Source organism: Pseudomonas putida, from assembly GCF_003228315.1.
Taxonomy (GTDB): Bacteria; Pseudomonadota; Gammaproteobacteria; order Pseudomonadales; family Pseudomonadaceae; genus Aquipseudomonas; species Aquipseudomonas putida_S.
In genome coordinates, this window is the sequence record NZ_CP029693.1 from 1,669,268 (window position 1) to 1,685,135 (window position 15,868).

Consider the following 15,868-nt stretch of genomic DNA (forward strand, 5'->3'; position numbering starts at 1 on the left):
CCTCATCTTGTAATTATTGGCAAAGCGCGCTGAACAGGCTGGGTTCAGCGGTCATCCTCGCGGATCGAAGAAGGGTGCCGGCACATCGGGGTCACTTCGATCGCCATGTACGGGAACAGCGGCAATTGCATCAGCAGATCATGCAGTTCCTGGACGCTGTCGACATCGAACACGCTGAAGTTGGCGTACTGGCCGGCGATGCGCCACAGGTGACGCCACTTGCCCTGGTCCTGCAGGCGTTGCGCCAGGGCTTTTTCGTCAGCCTTGAGCTGCGAGGCGCGCTCGGGGTTCATGTCGACCGGCAGATTCACGGTCATCTTTACGTGGAACAGCATAATGCTCTCCTCAGGCTTGATGAATGGCAGTGGAAGTCTTGTCGCGGCGGAAGAACGCCAGGCGCTCTTCATCCAGGCTCAGGCCCAGACCCGGGGTGTTGGGCACGTGCAGTTCGAAATCCTTGTAAACCAGCGGCTGGCTGAGAATGTCTTCGGTCAGCAGCAGCGGGCCAAACAGCTCGGTGTCCCACGCCAGTTTGTTCAGGGTGACAAAGGCATGGGCCGAAGCCATGGTACCCAGCCCGCCTTCGAGCATGGTGCCGCCGTACAGGGCGATGCCAGCGGCTTCGGCGATGGAAGCGGTGCGCAACACGGCACGCGGGCCACCGTTCTTGGCGATCTTCAGGGCGAATACCGAGGCCGCGCCTTCGCGGGCCAGGTTGAACGCATCTTCCACGCACTCGATGGACTCGTCGGCCATGATCGGCGCCGGGCTCATGGCATTCAGGCGCGCCATGCCGGCGCGGTTGTTGCGCGAGATCGGCTGTTCGATCAGGTCGATGCCGTTGGTGCCGAGGATGCGGCAGGCGCGCAAGGCGACGGCTTCGTCCCAGGCCTGGTTAACGTCGACCCGCACGCTGGCGCGGTCGCCCAGGGCTTTCTTGATCGCAATCACGTGGGCCAGGTCGCGGTTGACTTCACCGGCACCGATTTTCAGCTTGAAGATGCGGTGGCGACGCAGGTCGAGCATTTTTTCCGCTTCGGCGATGTCCTTCTCGGTATCGCCGCTGGCCAGGGTCCAGGCCACTGGCAGTGAGTCGCGAACACGGCCGCCCAGCAGTTCGCTGACCGGCAGGCCAAGACGCTTGCCCTGGGCGTCGAGCAAGGCGGTTTCGATACCGGACTTGGCGAAGGTGTTGCCACGGATGCTGCGTTCCAGACGCAACATGGCAGCGTTGACGTTGCCGCTGTCCTGGCCGATCAGCAAGGGCGCGAAGTGCGTGTCGATGTTGGTCTTGATGCTGTCCGGGCTTTCGTTGCCGTAAGCCAGGCCACCGATGGTGGTGGATTCGCCGATCCCTTCGATGCCGTCGGCGCAACGCACACGAATGATCACCAGGGTCTGGTTCTGCATGGTGTGCATCGCCAGCTTGTGCGGGCGGATGGTGGGCAGATCGACGATGATCGTCTCGATCGACTCAATGGCAGTTGCAAGCATTTCGATACCCATCAGGTTCTTGGAGTTCTGGGGCCGATTCTGGTACGGCTTTTTTCGCGATGCCAATATAGAATTGGTCTGATTTGATACCTTAAAGGTATGCAACCGAAGAATGCCCGGAGGCTCCATGGAACTGCGTCACCTGCGTTATTTCCAGGTACTGGCTCAAACCCTCAATTTCACCCGCGCCGCCGAGCTGCTGCACATCGCCCAACCGCCCCTGAGCCGGCAGATCCAGCAACTGGAGGATGAGTTGGGGGTGATCCTGCTTGAGCGCGGTCGACCGCTGAAGCTGACCGAGGCCGGACGTTTCTTCTACGAACACTCCTCCGCCTTGCTCGAACAACTGAACAAGGTCCGCGACAATACGCGGCGTATCGGTTTGGGGGAAAAGACCTGGTTGGGGATCGGTTTTGCGCCTTCGACGCTTTACGGGGTGCTGCCGGAATTGATTCGCCGCCTGCGCAGTGGCGAGCCGCTGGAACTGGAGCTGGGGCTGTCAGAGATGACCACCCTGCAACAGGTGCAGGCGCTCAAGGCCGGGCGGATCGATATCGGCTTCGGCCGTATTCGCATCGACGACCCGGCGATTGTCCAGACCGTCTTGACCGAAGACCGCCTGGTCGCCGCCCTGCCCGCCGGCCACCCGTTGCTCGCCGGCCCCATCAGCCTGCGCGACCTGGCCCGGGAGCCCTTCGTGCTCTACCCCGGCAACCCGCGCCCCAGCTACGCCGACCACGTGATCGCGCTGTTCGAATCCTATGGCGTGAGCATTCACGTGGCGCAATGGACCAACGAACTGCAAACGGCCATCGGTCTGGTGGGCGCCGGCATCGGTATCACCCTGGTGCCGGCCTCGGTGCAATTGCTGCACCGCGACGACATCGGCTTCACCCCGCTTCTGGAAGACAACGCCACCTCGCCGATCATCCTCAGCCGGCGCGTGGGGGATGTTTCACCGGGGTTGAATCATTGTTTGAAGATGATTGATGAGTTGCTGCCCAGGGACTGACAACGGGTTGCAGGACCCCTTGTGGGAGCGAGCCTGCTCGCGATGGACGTCAACGATAACGCGCATTGTCTGAATGAATGTGTTGTCCGGGCGTTTTTCGCGAGCAGGCTCGCTCCCACAAGGGTTTGTTTCAGGAACAGGCATTCAATAGGCGATATGGAGTCACCCGGCAAACGCCCGGCGCCCCGCGCTCATCTCGTTGCGCAACTCGCCCACCAGGTCGGAAATGGCCCGCACGCTGGTCAACTGCTCGGTGGACACGCCGCTGATCAGCAGCTCCACCCGGCCGGTGGCGGGCTCGTAGACTTCGATGCGCAGCAGGCCGCCATACTCCGTGCACTCGCAGGACAGGGGCGCGAATCCGGACTCCACGATGTTGCACAACACTGAGATGGGAAGCATGGCGGGTGCCTCGGCGGATGGGATCCAATCAGCGTAGATGCCTTTTGCCATCTTTGCCGCTGTCAAAATGCTACCCAGCTCTCATATTCGAGCCTTCCTTCACTCGGTATTTCGCTTCCAGATCCAATTCCAGAACCCCGGCAGCTGCACCGGTTGCGAAATGTCGCGCACGGTACGGGCCATCGCCGCCCGTTGCAGCGCGGCGGTGTCATCGTAAAACGGCTGCTCCGCGGTTTTCACCCCGGTCGCCCGGGCGCTGTCGAGGAGGATTTGCAGGTATTCGCGGGTATGCCGGGCGGTGTAGCGGTTCAGATCATGGAAGGTCACTACCACCGGGATCACCCCGTCGACCACCGGCAACTCGCCCTGGGCGATGCGCTCACGCACCTCGGACATCGAGCGCAGGAAATGCGCCCGCCGCCGCGGGCTGGCGTTGAAACCCCAGATCTTGCCGTCATTGGCACTCAGGTCAGTCAGCAGCACGTGCAGGCCATGCTGCTGATACGCGGCGAAGGTGCGCTTGTCGTAGTTCCAGAACGGCGGGCGCAGCAGCGTCGGGGGTGCCCCGGTAATCGCGGCGATATCGGCGCAGCCCTGGGTGAGTGCTGTTTCGAGCTCCTGCGGGCTTAGCGAGCGGTGATTAGTATGGGAAGGCGTGGCCGTGTGAAACGCCAGAATGTGCCCGGCGTCCCGCTCGCGGTGCATGACTGCACGCCCGATATCACTGTTGCCGGCGCGGGTGGCCTGGGTCTGCACAAAGAACACGGCCTTGATGTCGGTCTGCACCGGGTTGCGCGAGAGGCTGTCCAGCACGGTTTCGGTGGGGTTCCAGAAGCTCGATGCGCTGGGACCGTCGTCGAAGGTCAGCAGGAAGCGGATCGGTGGCTGGGCTTGCAGCCGTTGTTCGGTCTGCGGGGTCAACTCGATGGGCGCGGCGATACAGCCCAGCAGACTGGCTGCCATGGCCATTGCGGTGAAAACCTTGAACAGCTGTTTCATGTTTTGCTTTGGGCCAGACGTCTACGAAGCGGACATCTTACCTGTAGGAGCGAGCCTGCTCGCGATGGTCGTCAACGATAACGCTGGGAGTCTGATACCCCGCGGTGTTCCGTCGTGCATCGCGAGCGTGCTCGCTCCTACAGTTGTTTCGCTTAATTCGCCAGCGCCTGCTGGAACGAGCTGTCGATGATTGGAGCGGTCGCCAGCTCAGTCGGCAGCGCCTTGACCTTGAACAGGAAGTCCGCCGTGCTTTGCAGGTCCTTGGCCGCCTGCGCGTCCACCGGGCCGACGGTCATGTGCGCCTGGCGCAACCAGTGGCGCGAGACGTCCTGATCGAGGTTGGCTTTTTTCGCCCACAGGTCGGCGTACTGGTCAGTGTTGTTGTCGACCCAGGCCCGGGCCTTTTTCAGGCGCGCGAGGAAGTCGGCAATGGCGTCACGCTTGCTGTCGATCGATGGCGTCGAGGCGGCGATGGCGCTCAGGCCGGGCATCAGGTTTTTCGCGGTCAGGATCGGTCGCGCGCCTGAGAACAGGATCTGTTGGGAGATGTAGGGTTCCCAGACCGGGAAGGCATCGATACTGCCCTGGGGTAACGCGGCGGCGGCATCGATTGGCATCAGCTTGATGAAGTCGACATAGTTTTCCGGCAAGTCGGCATTTTCCAGGGCGCGCAAGGTCAGTTGCTGGCTCCAGGCGCCGGGCCAGTAGGCGACTTTCTTGCCCTTGAGATCGGCGATGGTTTTCACCGGTGAATCCTTGGGCACCAGCAAGGCGATGGTGTCGGGGTTCTGCCTTGATACGCCGATCAGCTTGACCGGCGCCTGTTTGGCGGCAAGGAACAGAAAGCCTGAATCGCCGAGAAAACCCAGGTCCAACGCACCGGTGTTCAAGGCTTCGGCCAGCGGCGCGGCGGCCTGGAAGTGTTTCCAATCCACGGTATACGGCGCGTCCTTGAACACGCCCGAGGCCTCCACCGACGCGCGGATGTTGTAGTAATTCTGGTCGCCCACGTGCAGGACGACGGGGTCGGCTGCATAGGCAAGTGGTGCGGCAAACAGGGCACTGGTCAGCAGACTGCGCACGAATCGGGACAGGTTCATCGGGGGCTCCTTGGAAGTGATGGCGATAGACCATAACGCTCTTACAAGAAGCTTTTTAAATTCTATTTATGCATAAACTAATCACCCGCCTCGTCCGCTGTTGGCCCGGCAACAGTCACTGTGCAGAGTGTTTCCCCATCAACATCTCGGAGCTATACCTGTAGGAGCGAGCACGCTCGCGATGTACGACAGAACACCGCGGGGTGTCAGACTCGCAGCGTTATCGTTGACGACCATCGCGAGCAGGCTCGCTCCTACAGTGGGAGACGTGGAGGATTCGCAAATGTGCGGACGCCTGTCGCAATACCGGGGCATTCACGATTTCGTGGCGGTGCTGAGCATCCCCGACGCGTTGATCAATCATGTCGGCGACCAGCCCCTGGCGCACTACAACGCCGCGCCGACCACACAACTGGCGCTGCTGCATCGGGAGGACGATGGGCTGCACGCCGATATGCAGCGCTGGAGTTGGCGACCGCACTGGGCGAAGGATCGCGCGGCACCGATCAATGCCCGGGTGGAGAAAGTCGCCCATGGCCCGTTCTTCCGGGCGATCTGGCCGCACCGCGCGATCTGTCCGGTCGACAACTGGTTCGAATGGGTCGACGCCGGCGATGGCACACGACAGCCCTGGCTGATTCGACGACGGGACCGAAAGCCGGTTTACTGCGCGGCGATCGGGCAATTTCCCATCGGCAGCGCCATGCCCCGCGACGACGATGGTTTTGTCATCATCACGGCCGACAGTGCGGGCGGCATGGTGGACATCCATGACCGCAGGCCGGTGGTGTTTTCGGCGGAGCTGGCACGGGAATGGCTGGACCCTGCGACCCCCAAGGAGCGGGCCGAACAAATGGTCCTTTTGCAGGGTGAAGAGAGCGAGGTGTTCGAGTGGTACAAAGTCACCAAGGCCGTTGGCAACAGTAGAAACCAGGGCGCGGAATTGATCGAAGCGATAACTTGAATTGGCATTATCGACAGCACTAAAGGTATATGTAACAAAGTGAACTGCAGAATTGTTACAACTACTGTTTCAATGAATTAACACTTATATAAGTGCCCGCATTTGGTGCAATACCGCTTGTCAGACAATCCGCTTGTCAATAGATACATTTGCAATGAGTACCGCTAGCATTCGCGCCGCATTTCCAGTGATACAACCAGCTGACCAAAGAGTCAGCAACACCGGAAATTCCATAAAACAAGCCTTGCAGAGAAACTCAATTGCGCGACGATTTCACTAAGAATCAAGTCGTGGAACTGGCGTGTGTCTATCTCACAAAGACGGAGCACTACCAACTCGACTCTTTTATAGGGCAATACATAAGAACCCGAAACCTGCACTCACTTCCCGATATCGACAATCTGCTGAGTTCGACACTCAAGAACTATCCAGGCAAACCGCCGGTGATGGTCAATGAGTTGAATGCCTGGATCGACAAGACGCTGGGCTATCGTGCTTTGCATCCCGAGATTTTGTCGGTGGAAGATATCTGAGCACTGAATTGCATTCCCCCTGCAGGAGCTGCCGCAGGCTCCTGCAGGGGGATGTGTTTTGCTCAATTGATTCAGAACTTGCGATCAGGCTCCGACAATTCCGTACCGTCATCAGGATGCTTCCAGTCCGGCACCGAACGCTTCTGCTGTTCAATCTCTTCTTCCGTAGGCTCATCCACTTCTTCATCCGGATCCGGACGCTTGGGTTCGTTGGCCATGTGCACCTCGCTTCCTGAAGGATCACCCATCAAATAAAGCGTAGAACAATTTCCCCCTGCCCGGCTTACAGCCACGCGCGCAGCATAAAGAAGAAGCCCATGCTCAACAGCATGCTCAGCAAGGTGTTGCGGGTGTAGAGCACCAGGCCCACGGCGACCACTGAGCTGATCAGGTACGGATTGTCCCAATGCAGGTTCAGTTGCTTGTCGGGCATGAACACGATCGGCCCGCAGATCGCAGTCAACATACCTGGCACGGCGAACCCGAGAAACTGCCGGGCATTGCTGCTCAGGCGCACCGGCAGGCGCGGTTCCAGAAAGACATAGCGATTGAGGAACACCAGCACACCCATGCCGAAAATCACTACCCAGACCATCATGTGCGCGCTCCCTGGAATTTGTTGCAGACAAACCCGGCGGTCATCCCCGCCAACCCCGACAGCACCAGCGCCGAGCCCCATTGCCAGTAGCTGAACAGCACCGAGCAAAACAGCGAAACCGCGACGCAGACCACCGTCGGCACATTGCGTACCACCGGAGTGATCAAGGCGATGAAGGTGGCCGCGATGGAGAAGTCCAGCCCCAGGTGTTCAAGGCCCGGAATACTGCTGCCGAGCACGATGCCGGCCAGGGTGAACAGGTTCCAGGCGATGTAGAACGTCAGGCCCACGCCCAAAGCGTACCAGCGGTCGAACTGCTGTTTGTCGTGCTGGCTGGTCAGGGCGAACAACTCATCGGTGAGCAAAAAACCCAGCCCGAAGCGCCAACGCCCCGGTAACGGCGAAATCACCGAGCGCATGCTCATCCCGTAGAGCAGATGCTGGGACGTCAGCAGCAAGGTGGTCAGCAGGATGGAAAAGATCCCCGCCCCGCCCTTGAGCATGCCGATGGCCACCAATTGCGCGGCACCGGCGAACACGATGCTCGACAGGCCCTGGCCTTGCAGCGGGGTGAGGTTGGCTTCGATTGCCATGGAACCGGCCAGCAAGCCCCAGGGCGCGGTTGCCAGCGACAGCGGCGTGATCGCCACGGCGCCGCGAAGGAATGCAGCACGGGGCACATGTGAGTTGGACATAACGCTCTACAACCAGGAGAAAGACCGCAGACTGTGCCAGCAGTCGTGGCCATTGGCTTGAACAATCTTGCGCACTGTTACCAATCGTTTCCGTTCATCGGCTGACGGCTTGCTTCAACCCGGTAGTAGCAACATGATGGCGCCTTTGCCCCTCTAGGTGTCTGCCCTTCATGTACCCAGACGAAACCGACAGCGTTTACAAGACCTTGCTTGAATCGACCAAGGCCATTCCGTGGCGAATCGACTGGAAAACCATGACCTTCAGCTACATCGGGCCGCAAATCGAAAGCCTGCTGGGCTGGAAGCAGGACAGTTGGGTCGGGGTCAACGACTGGGTCGAACGCATGCACCCGGAAGATCGCGACTACGTGGTGGATTTCTGCGTCTCGCAATCGCGGATCGGGGTGGATCACGAAGCCGATTACCGGGCGCTCACCTCGACCGGTGAATACGTCTGGATTCGCGACGTGGTGCACGTGGTGCGCAAGGACGGTGAGGTCGAGGCGCTGGTGGGCTTCATGTTCGACATCAGCGAGCGCAAGAAAACCGAAGAGCACCTGGTTCGCCTGCAAAAGCAGCTCGAGGAATATTCCTTCCAGGACGGCCTGACCGGCATCGCCAACCGGCGCATGTTCGACACGGTGCTGGCACGCGAATGGAGCACTGCCCAGCGTACGGGCGCGCCGCTGTCGGCGATCATTCTGGATATCGATTACTTCAAGCAGTACAACGACCATTACGGCCACATCAAGGGCGATGAATGCCTGCGCCAGGTGGCCAGCACCCTGTCCCGGGCGGCCAATCGGCCACGGGATTTCATCGCCCGGATCGGCGGTGAAGAGTTTGTCTGGCTGCTGCCGGAAACCGACGCGGAATCCGCCAGGCTGGTGGCCAACAAATGCTTGCACCTGATTCGCCAACAGCGCATCGCCCATGAATTTTCCGCGGTCTCGCCACTGTTGAGCCTCAGCCTGGGCGTCGGCACCACCCATGCGACGCAACACGCCACGGCGCTTGAGTTCATCGAACAGGTTGATCAGTTGCTCTACAAGGCCAAGCGCCATGGACGGATGCGCGCGGAGTTCATGGATTTCCGCGCCTGAGCCGGTGAGATACGGCACCGGCCACCCGCCCGAGTAACATGCGGCGATTACCCTGACGCTTGCGGGAGCTTGAATGTTCTACCGGATCGCCGCCGATGGACTGGTGCTGTTTCATCTGGCGTTCATTGTGTTCGTCCTGTTCGGCGGGCTGCTGGTGCTCAAATGGCGCCGCCTGCTGTGGTGGCATCTGCCCGCTGCCGCCTGGGGCGTGGCGGTGGAACTGCTGCACCTGCCCTGCCCGCTGACACGCTGGGAAAACCTGATGCGCCGGGCCGCCGGGCAGCAAGGTTACGGCGCGGGCTTCATCGAGCATTATGTGTGGCCGCTGATTTACCCGGCCGGGCTGACACCGGCGATTCAACTGTGGCTGGCCGGTGTGGTGCTGGTGGTCAACGCAGTGGTCTATCTTCGGGTATTCAGGACGCGTTGAAAAAATCGTAACCACGCCCCCATGGAACAACCAATGCTCTCGACCGAAGACCTCGCCCTGCTCGAAGCCATCCGCGAAACCGGCAGCCTGTCGCGAGCTGCGGCCAAGCTGAGCAAGGCGCCGTCGACGGTGTCCTACGCCGCACGGCAACTGGAGGAGCGCTTCGACGCCCTGCTGTTCGACCGCCGTCGCTATCGGTTGCAACTGACCGCGGCGGGCGAACTGCTGGTCAATGAAGCCTCGCGACTGATGGAAGACGTCTCGCGCCTGACCCAACGGGTGCAGCAAGTGGCCAATGGCTGGGAAAGCCGTTTGTGGATCGCCACCGACGAACTGGTGGAGTTCGAAAACCTTGTGCCATTGATCGAGGAGTTCGACGCCCTGGGTTCCGGCGTCCCGCTGCGCATCACCCATGAAGTGCTCAAGGGGGTCTGGGAAGCCCTGCGTGAAGGCCGTGCGGATCTGGTCATCGGCGCCACCAACGAGCCGCCGGCGATTCCGTCCCTGCGCTGGATACAACTGGGGGAGATGGAATGGGTGTTCGCCGTTTCGCCCAAACATCCGCTGGCCAAGGCCAAAGAGCCGATTTCCCGGGCAACGGTGACCCGGCATCGGGCGATTGTCGTGGCCGATTCGTCCCGCACCAGCGAAGGCCGGACCTATGGCGTCTCCGGCGGGCAACCGGTGATGGCGGTGCCGACCATGCGCGCGAAAATCCTCGCGCAATGCGCGGGACTGGGTGTGGGCTGGCTACCCCGGCATCGGATCAAATCGCTGCTGGAAAACGGCACGCTGATTGAAAAAAACATGGCCGACCCACGGGAACCGAACGTGCTGTATGCCGGCTGGCGCGGCGATCAGGACGGCCGTGCCTTGAACTGGTGGCTGGAACAACTCAAGCAGCCACGCCTGGCCAACCGCCTGGTGCAGGGCATCGACCTGTTCGCCTGAGCGTCAGTTGGCAATCACGCTCATGTTGCGCCCGCTGGCCTTGGCCACGTACAACGCCTTGTCGGCGGCGCCGATCAGCTCTTCGATACTGGTCTGTGACGCCGAATCGTATCCACACACGCCGACGCTCACGGTGATCAAACCCTCCGGGCTTTCACTGTGCTTCACGTCGGCGGCCAGCACCGCGTGGCGGATTTTTTCCGCCACCAGGAACGCGCCCACGTAGTCGGTGCCGGGCAGCACCACGGCGAATTCTTCTCCACCAAAGCGCGCCGCCAGGTCGCCCGGACGCTTGATGTGGTCGGTGATGATGGCCGCGATCCGGCGCAGACAGGCGTCGCCCGCCAAGTGGCCGTATTGATCGTTGAACGCCTTGAAATGATCGACGTCGATCATCAGCAGCGCGAGCCCCGTGTGGTTGCGACGGGCGCGACCGGTTTCCGCCTGGATGAACAGGTCGAACTGGCGGCGGTTGGCCAGGCCGGTCAGCGCGTCTTCCAGCGCCAGCAGTTCCAGGTTGCGATTGAGTTCGAGGAGTTTTTCCTGGGAGCCAAGCAGCTCGAACTGGATACGGTTCTGCTGCTTCATCACCTTGATCAGGCGAAAGCCGAGCACACCGATGAAGGCCAGCAGCAACGACACGATCAACGCACTGAGGATCGATTCCCTGCGCCAGCTGGCCAGGACTTCTTCCTTGTTCAGCGCGGCGAAGACAATCAGCGGATAGCCATCGACCCGGCGATACCCCACCACCCGCTCGACGCCATCGATGACCGACTTGATAGTGGCCGTGCCTGCGCTGGCCTGGGGCAGCAACTGGGTGAACAGTTGGCTTTTGGCCAGGCTGGTGCCGACTTCGGCTTCTTTGAAAGGTCTGCGGACGATAATGCTGGCATCGTCGGCGATCAGGTTGATCACGCCGTTATCGCCCATGTCGATGCTGTCGTACAGCTGCAGGAAGTGGGAGAGATAGAGCGTCGCCAGGGCCACGCCGGCAAAACTGCCGTCGCGATGATTGACCCGCCGCGACACGGTCATGATCCATTCGCCACTGGAACGGCTTTTTATCGACGGACCGATGTGAGGCCCACGATCGGGATGATCGCGGTGATAGATGAAATATTCGCGGTCGGAATTGTTCGCCGTACCCACGTCGGCACCGTTGGAATTGGCGATCCATTTCCCTGTTTCGTCATACACGAACAGGCCGTGGAGCTGGCTCAATTCGCTGCGCTGGGCGCTGAGCAGGCGCTGCAGGCGATTGAGCCGGTCGCCTTCGATGCCGTCGTTTTCCAGGCGATCGACCAGGGCGAACAGCAAGGTATCGGCCTGCTTGATCGAATCCTGCGCCTGGGAAGCCAGGGTCTGCGCCAGGTTGGACATCGCCACTTGTTTGTCATGTAGATGGTACTGACGCGAGTTCCACGACTGCCAGATGACGATCAACGCCATCGACAGGCACACGGCGACCAGCAGCGTAAGAACCGAACGCGCCTTGAGCCTGGCGATACCGGGCCGGCTTTTTTCGATAGGGTCGTAGATAACCGGATGCCCCATGACGGTCACTCCATGATTTTTGTGAAAGAACGAGGCTTCCTGCTCGTTTTTTAGTCGGATTGCCCTGCCAGCGACGCTTGGTCGGTGAAGACTAGACCGATGTCCGCTTCACCGCCTCCAGCCAAGCCGGATCCAGACGCTTTTGCCGGGTGTCGATGCCCATTGCCTGCATTCGCGCCTCGTGTTGTTCCATTTCCCGACGCGATTGCCCATGGTCGCTGGAGTTCCCGTCCAGTTGGTGCATTTGATCCAGGCCCAGATGATAGAAGCGCAACAGCTTCATGGCGTCCGGATCACCCGCCTGCACTGCCGCCGTGACATGGTGCATGACGTTGGTCACGCTCATCAGGCTGCGCTTGAGCTGCCAGCTGTAGACCGCCGGTGCCAACCATTGCTGGTGCCAGAACACCTTGCGCATCAGCGCCACCATTAACAGCACCGCAGCGAACACGCCGCCGATGTTGAAGCGCAAATTGTCCCCGCCGGGCTCACCGAACAATGCTACCGCCGCGGTCGACAGCACCATGGCCAGCGCGAGGAAAACCAGGGCGATGATCAGCGTGCTGCGCCGTGTCTGTTTGCGGTAGATCTCGGCGTTCATCGGCTGGATTTCGAACATGGGCTAAGGGTTTCCTACAAGGGCGGGTAAAAAGTTTGCGGGCATTATCGCCTTTGCAAAGGATTTGGCTATGCTGGGGCTCCTTTTCATCTTTTCATCGTCAAATGGGGACATGGCGAGACCACGCATTCAGTGCCATCTTTCTTTGTGGATACACACTATTCGGATGCCGTTCTTTGGCAGTGGCATCGTTTTAAGGATCTTTGAATGACCCAACGACAAGTAATCAATGCTTCGGTCAGCCCGAAAGGCAGCCTGGAAACACTCTCGCAACGGGAAGTCCAGCAACTGAGCGAAGCCGGATCCGGCAGCACCTACGACATCTTCCGCCAATGCGCCCTGGCCATCCTCAACACCGGCGCCCACGTCGATAACGCCAAGACCATTCTCGAAGCCTACAAAGACTTCGAAATCCGCATTCACCAACAAGACCGCGGCGTACGCCTGGAACTGCTGAACGCCCCGGCCGACGCTTTCGTCGACGGCGAAATGATCGCCAGCACCCGTGAAATGCTGTTCAGCGCCCTGCGCGACATCGTCTACACCGAAAACGAACTCGACAGCCAACGCATCGACCTGAGTACCTCCCAGGGCATCAGCGACTACGTGTTCCATCTGCTGCGCAACGCCCGCACCCTGCGTCCCGGCGTCGAACCGAAGATCGTCGTGTGCTGGGGCGGCCACTCGATCAACACCGAAGAATACAAATACACCAAGAAAGTCGGCCACGAATTGGGGCTGCGCAGCCTCGACGTGTGCACCGGTTGCGGTCCCGGCGTGATGAAAGGCCCGATGAAAGGCGCCACCATCGCCCACGCCAAGCAGCGCATCCACGGCGGTCGCTACCTGGGCCTGACCGAGCCCGGGATCATTGCCGCCGAGGCACCGAACCCGATCGTCAACGAACTGGTGATCCTGCCGGACATCGAGAAGCGCCTGGAAGCCTTCGTCCGCGTCGGCCACGGCATCATCATCTTCCCGGGCGGCGCCGGTACGGCCGAAGAATTCCTCTACCTGCTCGGCATCCTGATGCACCCAGACAACGAAGGCCTGCCCTTCCCGGTCGTGCTTACCGGGCCGAAACACGCCGCGCCTTATCTTGAGCAACTCGATGCGTTCGTCGGCGCAACCCTGGGTGACGCCGCCAAGCAGCATTACCAGATCATCATCGACGATCCGGCGGAAGTCGCCCGGCAGATGACCGCCGGCCTCAAGGCGGTCAAGCAGTTCCGCCGCGAGCGCAACGACGCCTTCCATTTCAACTGGCTGCTGAAAATCGACGAGGGCTTCCAGCGCCCGTTCGATCCGACCCACGAAAACATGGCCAACCTGAAACTGAGCCGCGACCTGCCGCCTCACGAACTGGCCGCCAACCTGCGCCGCGCGTTCTCCGGCATCGTCGCCGGCAACGTCAAGGACAAGGGCATTCGCCTGATCGAAGAACACGGGCCTTACCAGATCCGTGGCGACGCGGCGATCATGCAGCCGCTGGATCAACTGCTCAAAGCCTTCGTCGCCCAGCACCGGATGAAACTGCCGGGTGGTGCGGCGTATGTGCCGTGTTATCGAGTGGTGGCCTGATAATTTGTTGCCTCTGTGGGAGCGAGCCTGCTCGCGATGGACGTTAACGATAACGCTGGCTGCCTGACACCCAGCGGCGATCTCCAGTCCATCGCGAGCAGGCTCGCTCCTACAGGGGTGTACATCAACAAATAAAAGAGATCGACCCATGGACCACGTCAATCACATCCTGATCGTCGACGATGACCGAGAGATTCGCGAACTCGTCGGCAATTACCTGAAAAAGAACGGCCTGCGCACCACCGTGGTGGCCGACGGCCGGCAGATGCGCAGTTTTCTGGAAGCCAACCAGGTCGACCTGATCGTGCTGGACATCATGCTGCCCGGCGACGATGGCCTGGTCCTGTGCCGCGAATTGCGTGCGGGCAAGCACAAAGCCACGCCGATCCTGATGCTAACCGCGCGCGACGACGAAACCGACCGCATTCTCGGCCTGGAAATGGGCGCCGACGACTACCTGACCAAACCCTTCTCCGCCCGGGAACTGCTGGCGCGGATCAATGCCGTGCTGCGTCGCACGCGCATGTTGCCGCCCAACCTGCTGGTCACCGAAAGCGGTCGCATGCTGGCCTTCGGTCGTTGGCGCCTGGACACCACCGCCCGCCATCTGGTGGACGAAGACCAGACGCTGGTAGCCCTCAGCGGCGCCGAATACCGGCTGCTGCGGGTGTTCCTCGATCACCCGCAACGGGTGCTCAGTCGCGACCAGTTGCTCAACCTGACCCAGGGCCGCGACGCCGACCTGTACGACCGTTCCATCGACCTGCTGGTGAGCCGCCTGCGCCAACGCCTGAAGGATGACTCTCGAGAGGCGAGCTACATCAAGACGGTTCGCAGCGAAGGCTATGTTTTCTCCTACCCGGTGGAGATGCTCGACGAACAGGCGTGAAGGGTTTTGTATCCCCGTGTATTAAACGCCGCGACAGATACGCAACTGCCGATTTCGCACCGCTCAAGCACACACCCGCGATACACCCGGGCGTTTAACTGTGACCACCAGCTAGCACGAGCTACTGACCCCTCACACTCAAGCGCACGGAGATTCAAGCATGTTCAACTTCTCGAAAGTTTCGTCCCTGGCCCTCGGCCTGGCACTGGTGGGCGGTCTTGGCCTGTCGACCCTGGCCTCGGCCAACACCCCGGCTGCTGCCTCCCAAAGTTCGATCAAGGCCTTGCTGGCCGAAGGTGGATCGGATCGCCTGCAACAGAATCGCGTCGCCGAAGGCGGTGCCGATCGCTTGCAGGAACTGCGTGAGCGTGTGGCTGAAGGAGGCTCTGACCGGTTGATCCAGAATCGCGTGGCCGAGGGTGGCGCCGATCGCCTGCAAGAGCAGCATCAGCGCGGCGGTGTGATGGTGGCGGAAAACCGCGCCGAGTTCGGCTCGAAGTATCAGCGCTACTGATCCGAGTTGCCGACACAGGGGTTTGTGTTGGATCACTGTTCTCGATAACGACTATGCCCAAGGGTGTTTTCTCATCTCGAAGCTCCAGCCCTAAAGTGGCCCCATCTTCTCACCACGCTCTGGAGCAACCTCATGAAAAGCATCATCGGTATCGGCTTTGCCCTTTCGGTCCTTGGCGCCACTTCGGCCATCGCTGCCCCACACGCCACCCAGGCCGTCGTTGCAACCACGACTGTTAGCCAACCGGCCACAGTCAATGTGAACACGGTCGGCATCGAACATCAGGATGCCGGCAAAGCAAAACTCTACGTCGCGGAAAACCGCCCCGAGTTCGGCTCCAAGTATCAGCGCTACTGATCAACGGCCTTGGGCTGCTTGAAACAGAAAACCCCGGGTAGATCAGGTCTACCCGGGGTTTTCTTCATTT

Annotated in this window: 20 protein-coding genes; 10 read left to right on the forward strand and 10 right to left on the reverse strand. The window is 60.6% G+C overall.

All coding sequences use genetic code 11. The features are described 5' to 3' along the window. Positions 1-44: 44 nt before the first annotated feature. Positions 45-335, reverse strand: a complete 291-nt coding sequence (gene catC / locus DKY63_RS07530; protein ID WP_110963532.1) for a muconolactone Delta-isomerase — start codon at positions 333-335, stop codon at positions 45-47. A gap of 10 nt (positions 336-345) precedes the next feature. Further along, positions 346-1,494 (reverse strand): muconate cycloisomerase family protein, encoded by a 1,149-nt coding sequence (locus DKY63_RS07535; RefSeq protein ID WP_162634881.1) that lies wholly within the window; start codon positions 1,492-1,494, stop codon positions 346-348. A 127-nt stretch (positions 1,495-1,621) separates the two neighbouring features. On the opposite strand from DKY63_RS07535, the gene DKY63_RS07540 reads away from it, so the two are divergent. Then, on the forward strand, positions 1,622-2,506 hold the full coding sequence (locus DKY63_RS07540) for a LysR family transcriptional regulator (RefSeq protein WP_110963533.1): 885 nt from the start codon (positions 1,622-1,624) through the stop codon (positions 2,504-2,506). Between the two features lie 162 nt (positions 2,507-2,668). On the opposite strand, the gene DKY63_RS07545 is transcribed toward DKY63_RS07540, so the two are convergent. From DKY63_RS07545 to DKY63_RS07560, 3 genes are all read right to left on the reverse strand, one after another. Continuing rightward, positions 2,669-2,908 carry a DUF1652 domain-containing protein gene (locus DKY63_RS07545; RefSeq protein WP_110967875.1) on the reverse strand — a complete coding sequence of 80 codons (240 nt, stop codon included), beginning with the start codon at positions 2,906-2,908 and terminating at the stop codon, positions 2,669-2,671. Between the two features lie 99 nt (positions 2,909-3,007). Next, positions 3,008-3,907 (reverse strand): polysaccharide deacetylase family protein, encoded by a 900-nt coding sequence (locus DKY63_RS07550; RefSeq protein ID WP_110963534.1) that lies wholly within the window; start codon positions 3,905-3,907, stop codon positions 3,008-3,010. 152 nt (positions 3,908-4,059) lie between these two features. Beyond that, entirely contained in the window at positions 4,060-5,007 is a 948-nt protein-coding gene (locus DKY63_RS07560) for an ABC transporter substrate-binding protein (RefSeq protein WP_110963536.1), read from the reverse strand. A 283-nt stretch (positions 5,008-5,290) separates the two neighbouring features. Here DKY63_RS07560 and DKY63_RS07565 point away from each other — a divergent pair, with 283 nt between their 5' ends. Together DKY63_RS07565 and DKY63_RS07570 are read left to right on the forward strand one after the other, a co-directional pair. Then, on the forward strand, positions 5,291-5,971 hold the full coding sequence (locus tag DKY63_RS07565; RefSeq protein ID WP_110963537.1) for an SOS response-associated peptidase family protein: 681 nt from the start codon (positions 5,291-5,293) through the stop codon (positions 5,969-5,971). 260 nt (positions 5,972-6,231) lie between these two features. Then, on the forward strand, positions 6,232-6,504 hold the full coding sequence (locus tag DKY63_RS07570) for a hypothetical protein (RefSeq protein ID WP_110963538.1): 273 nt from the start codon (positions 6,232-6,234) through the stop codon (positions 6,502-6,504). A gap of 71 nt (positions 6,505-6,575) precedes the next feature. On the opposite strand, the gene DKY63_RS32370 is transcribed toward DKY63_RS07570, so the two are convergent. From DKY63_RS32370 to DKY63_RS07580, 3 genes are all read right to left on the reverse strand, one after another. Beyond that, positions 6,576-6,722, reverse strand: a complete 147-nt coding sequence (locus DKY63_RS32370) for a hypothetical protein (protein WP_204354310.1) — start codon at positions 6,720-6,722, stop codon at positions 6,576-6,578. A 65-nt stretch (positions 6,723-6,787) separates the two neighbouring features. Next, positions 6,788-7,102: an AzlD domain-containing protein gene (locus DKY63_RS07575; protein WP_110963539.1), complete on the reverse strand. Its 315-nt coding sequence runs from the start codon at positions 7,100-7,102 to the stop codon at positions 6,788-6,790. Beyond that, positions 7,099-7,797 carry an AzlC family ABC transporter permease gene (locus tag DKY63_RS07580; protein ID WP_110963540.1) on the reverse strand — a complete coding sequence of 233 codons (699 nt, stop codon included), beginning with the start codon at positions 7,795-7,797 and terminating at the stop codon, positions 7,099-7,101. The genes DKY63_RS07575 and DKY63_RS07580 overlap by 4 nt, the downstream gene beginning before the upstream one ends. 170 nt (positions 7,798-7,967) lie before the next feature. Here DKY63_RS07580 and DKY63_RS07585 point away from each other — a divergent pair, with 170 nt between their 5' ends. The 3 genes from DKY63_RS07585 (at position 7,968) to DKY63_RS07595 (ending at position 10,281) form a co-directional block, all read left to right on the forward strand. Beyond that, positions 7,968-8,900 (forward strand): GGDEF domain-containing protein, encoded by a 933-nt coding sequence (locus DKY63_RS07585; protein ID WP_110963541.1) that lies wholly within the window; start codon positions 7,968-7,970, stop codon positions 8,898-8,900. A 73-nt stretch (positions 8,901-8,973) separates the two neighbouring features. Continuing rightward, positions 8,974-9,330 (forward strand): DUF2784 domain-containing protein, encoded by a 357-nt coding sequence (locus tag DKY63_RS07590; RefSeq protein WP_110963542.1) that lies wholly within the window; start codon positions 8,974-8,976, stop codon positions 9,328-9,330. Positions 9,331-9,363: 33 nt separating this feature from the next. Further along, on the forward strand, positions 9,364-10,281 hold the full coding sequence (locus DKY63_RS07595) for a LysR family transcriptional regulator (RefSeq protein ID WP_110963543.1): 918 nt from the start codon (positions 9,364-9,366) through the stop codon (positions 10,279-10,281). Positions 10,282-10,284: 3 nt separating this feature from the next. Here the strand turns inward: DKY63_RS07595 and DKY63_RS07600 are convergent, their stop codons facing one another. Together DKY63_RS07600 and DKY63_RS07605 are read right to left on the reverse strand one after the other, a co-directional pair. Then, positions 10,285-11,838 carry a sensor domain-containing diguanylate cyclase gene (locus tag DKY63_RS07600; RefSeq protein ID WP_110963544.1) on the reverse strand — a complete coding sequence of 518 codons (1,554 nt, stop codon included), beginning with the start codon at positions 11,836-11,838 and terminating at the stop codon, positions 10,285-10,287. A 91-nt stretch (positions 11,839-11,929) separates the two neighbouring features. Continuing rightward, positions 11,930-12,457: a DUF3087 family protein gene (locus DKY63_RS07605; RefSeq protein WP_110963545.1), complete on the reverse strand. Its 528-nt coding sequence runs from the start codon at positions 12,455-12,457 to the stop codon at positions 11,930-11,932. A 207-nt stretch (positions 12,458-12,664) separates the two neighbouring features. Between DKY63_RS07605 and ppnN the strand changes: the two genes are divergently transcribed. The 4 genes from ppnN to DKY63_RS07625 all read left to right on the forward strand — a co-directional run bounded on the left by ppnN (position 12,665) and on the right by DKY63_RS07625 (position 15,798). Continuing rightward, the gene (ppnN, locus tag DKY63_RS07610; RefSeq protein ID WP_110963546.1) at positions 12,665-14,038 is read left to right on the forward strand and encodes a nucleotide 5'-monophosphate nucleosidase PpnN; all 1,374 of its coding nucleotides are present in this window, start codon (positions 12,665-12,667) and stop codon (positions 14,036-14,038) included. 148 nt (positions 14,039-14,186) lie between these two features. Continuing rightward, entirely contained in the window at positions 14,187-14,927 is a 741-nt protein-coding gene (locus DKY63_RS07615; protein ID WP_110963547.1) for a response regulator, read from the forward strand. Positions 14,928-15,087: 160 nt separating this feature from the next. Beyond that, positions 15,088-15,441, forward strand: coding sequence for a hypothetical protein (locus DKY63_RS07620; protein WP_110963548.1), 354 nt, complete (start codon positions 15,088-15,090; stop codon positions 15,439-15,441). Between the two features lie 132 nt (positions 15,442-15,573). Then, a complete protein-coding gene (locus DKY63_RS07625) occupies positions 15,574-15,798 on the forward strand; it encodes a hypothetical protein (RefSeq protein ID WP_110963549.1) in 225 nt (74 codons plus the stop codon). Positions 15,799-15,868: the final 70 nt, after the last annotated feature.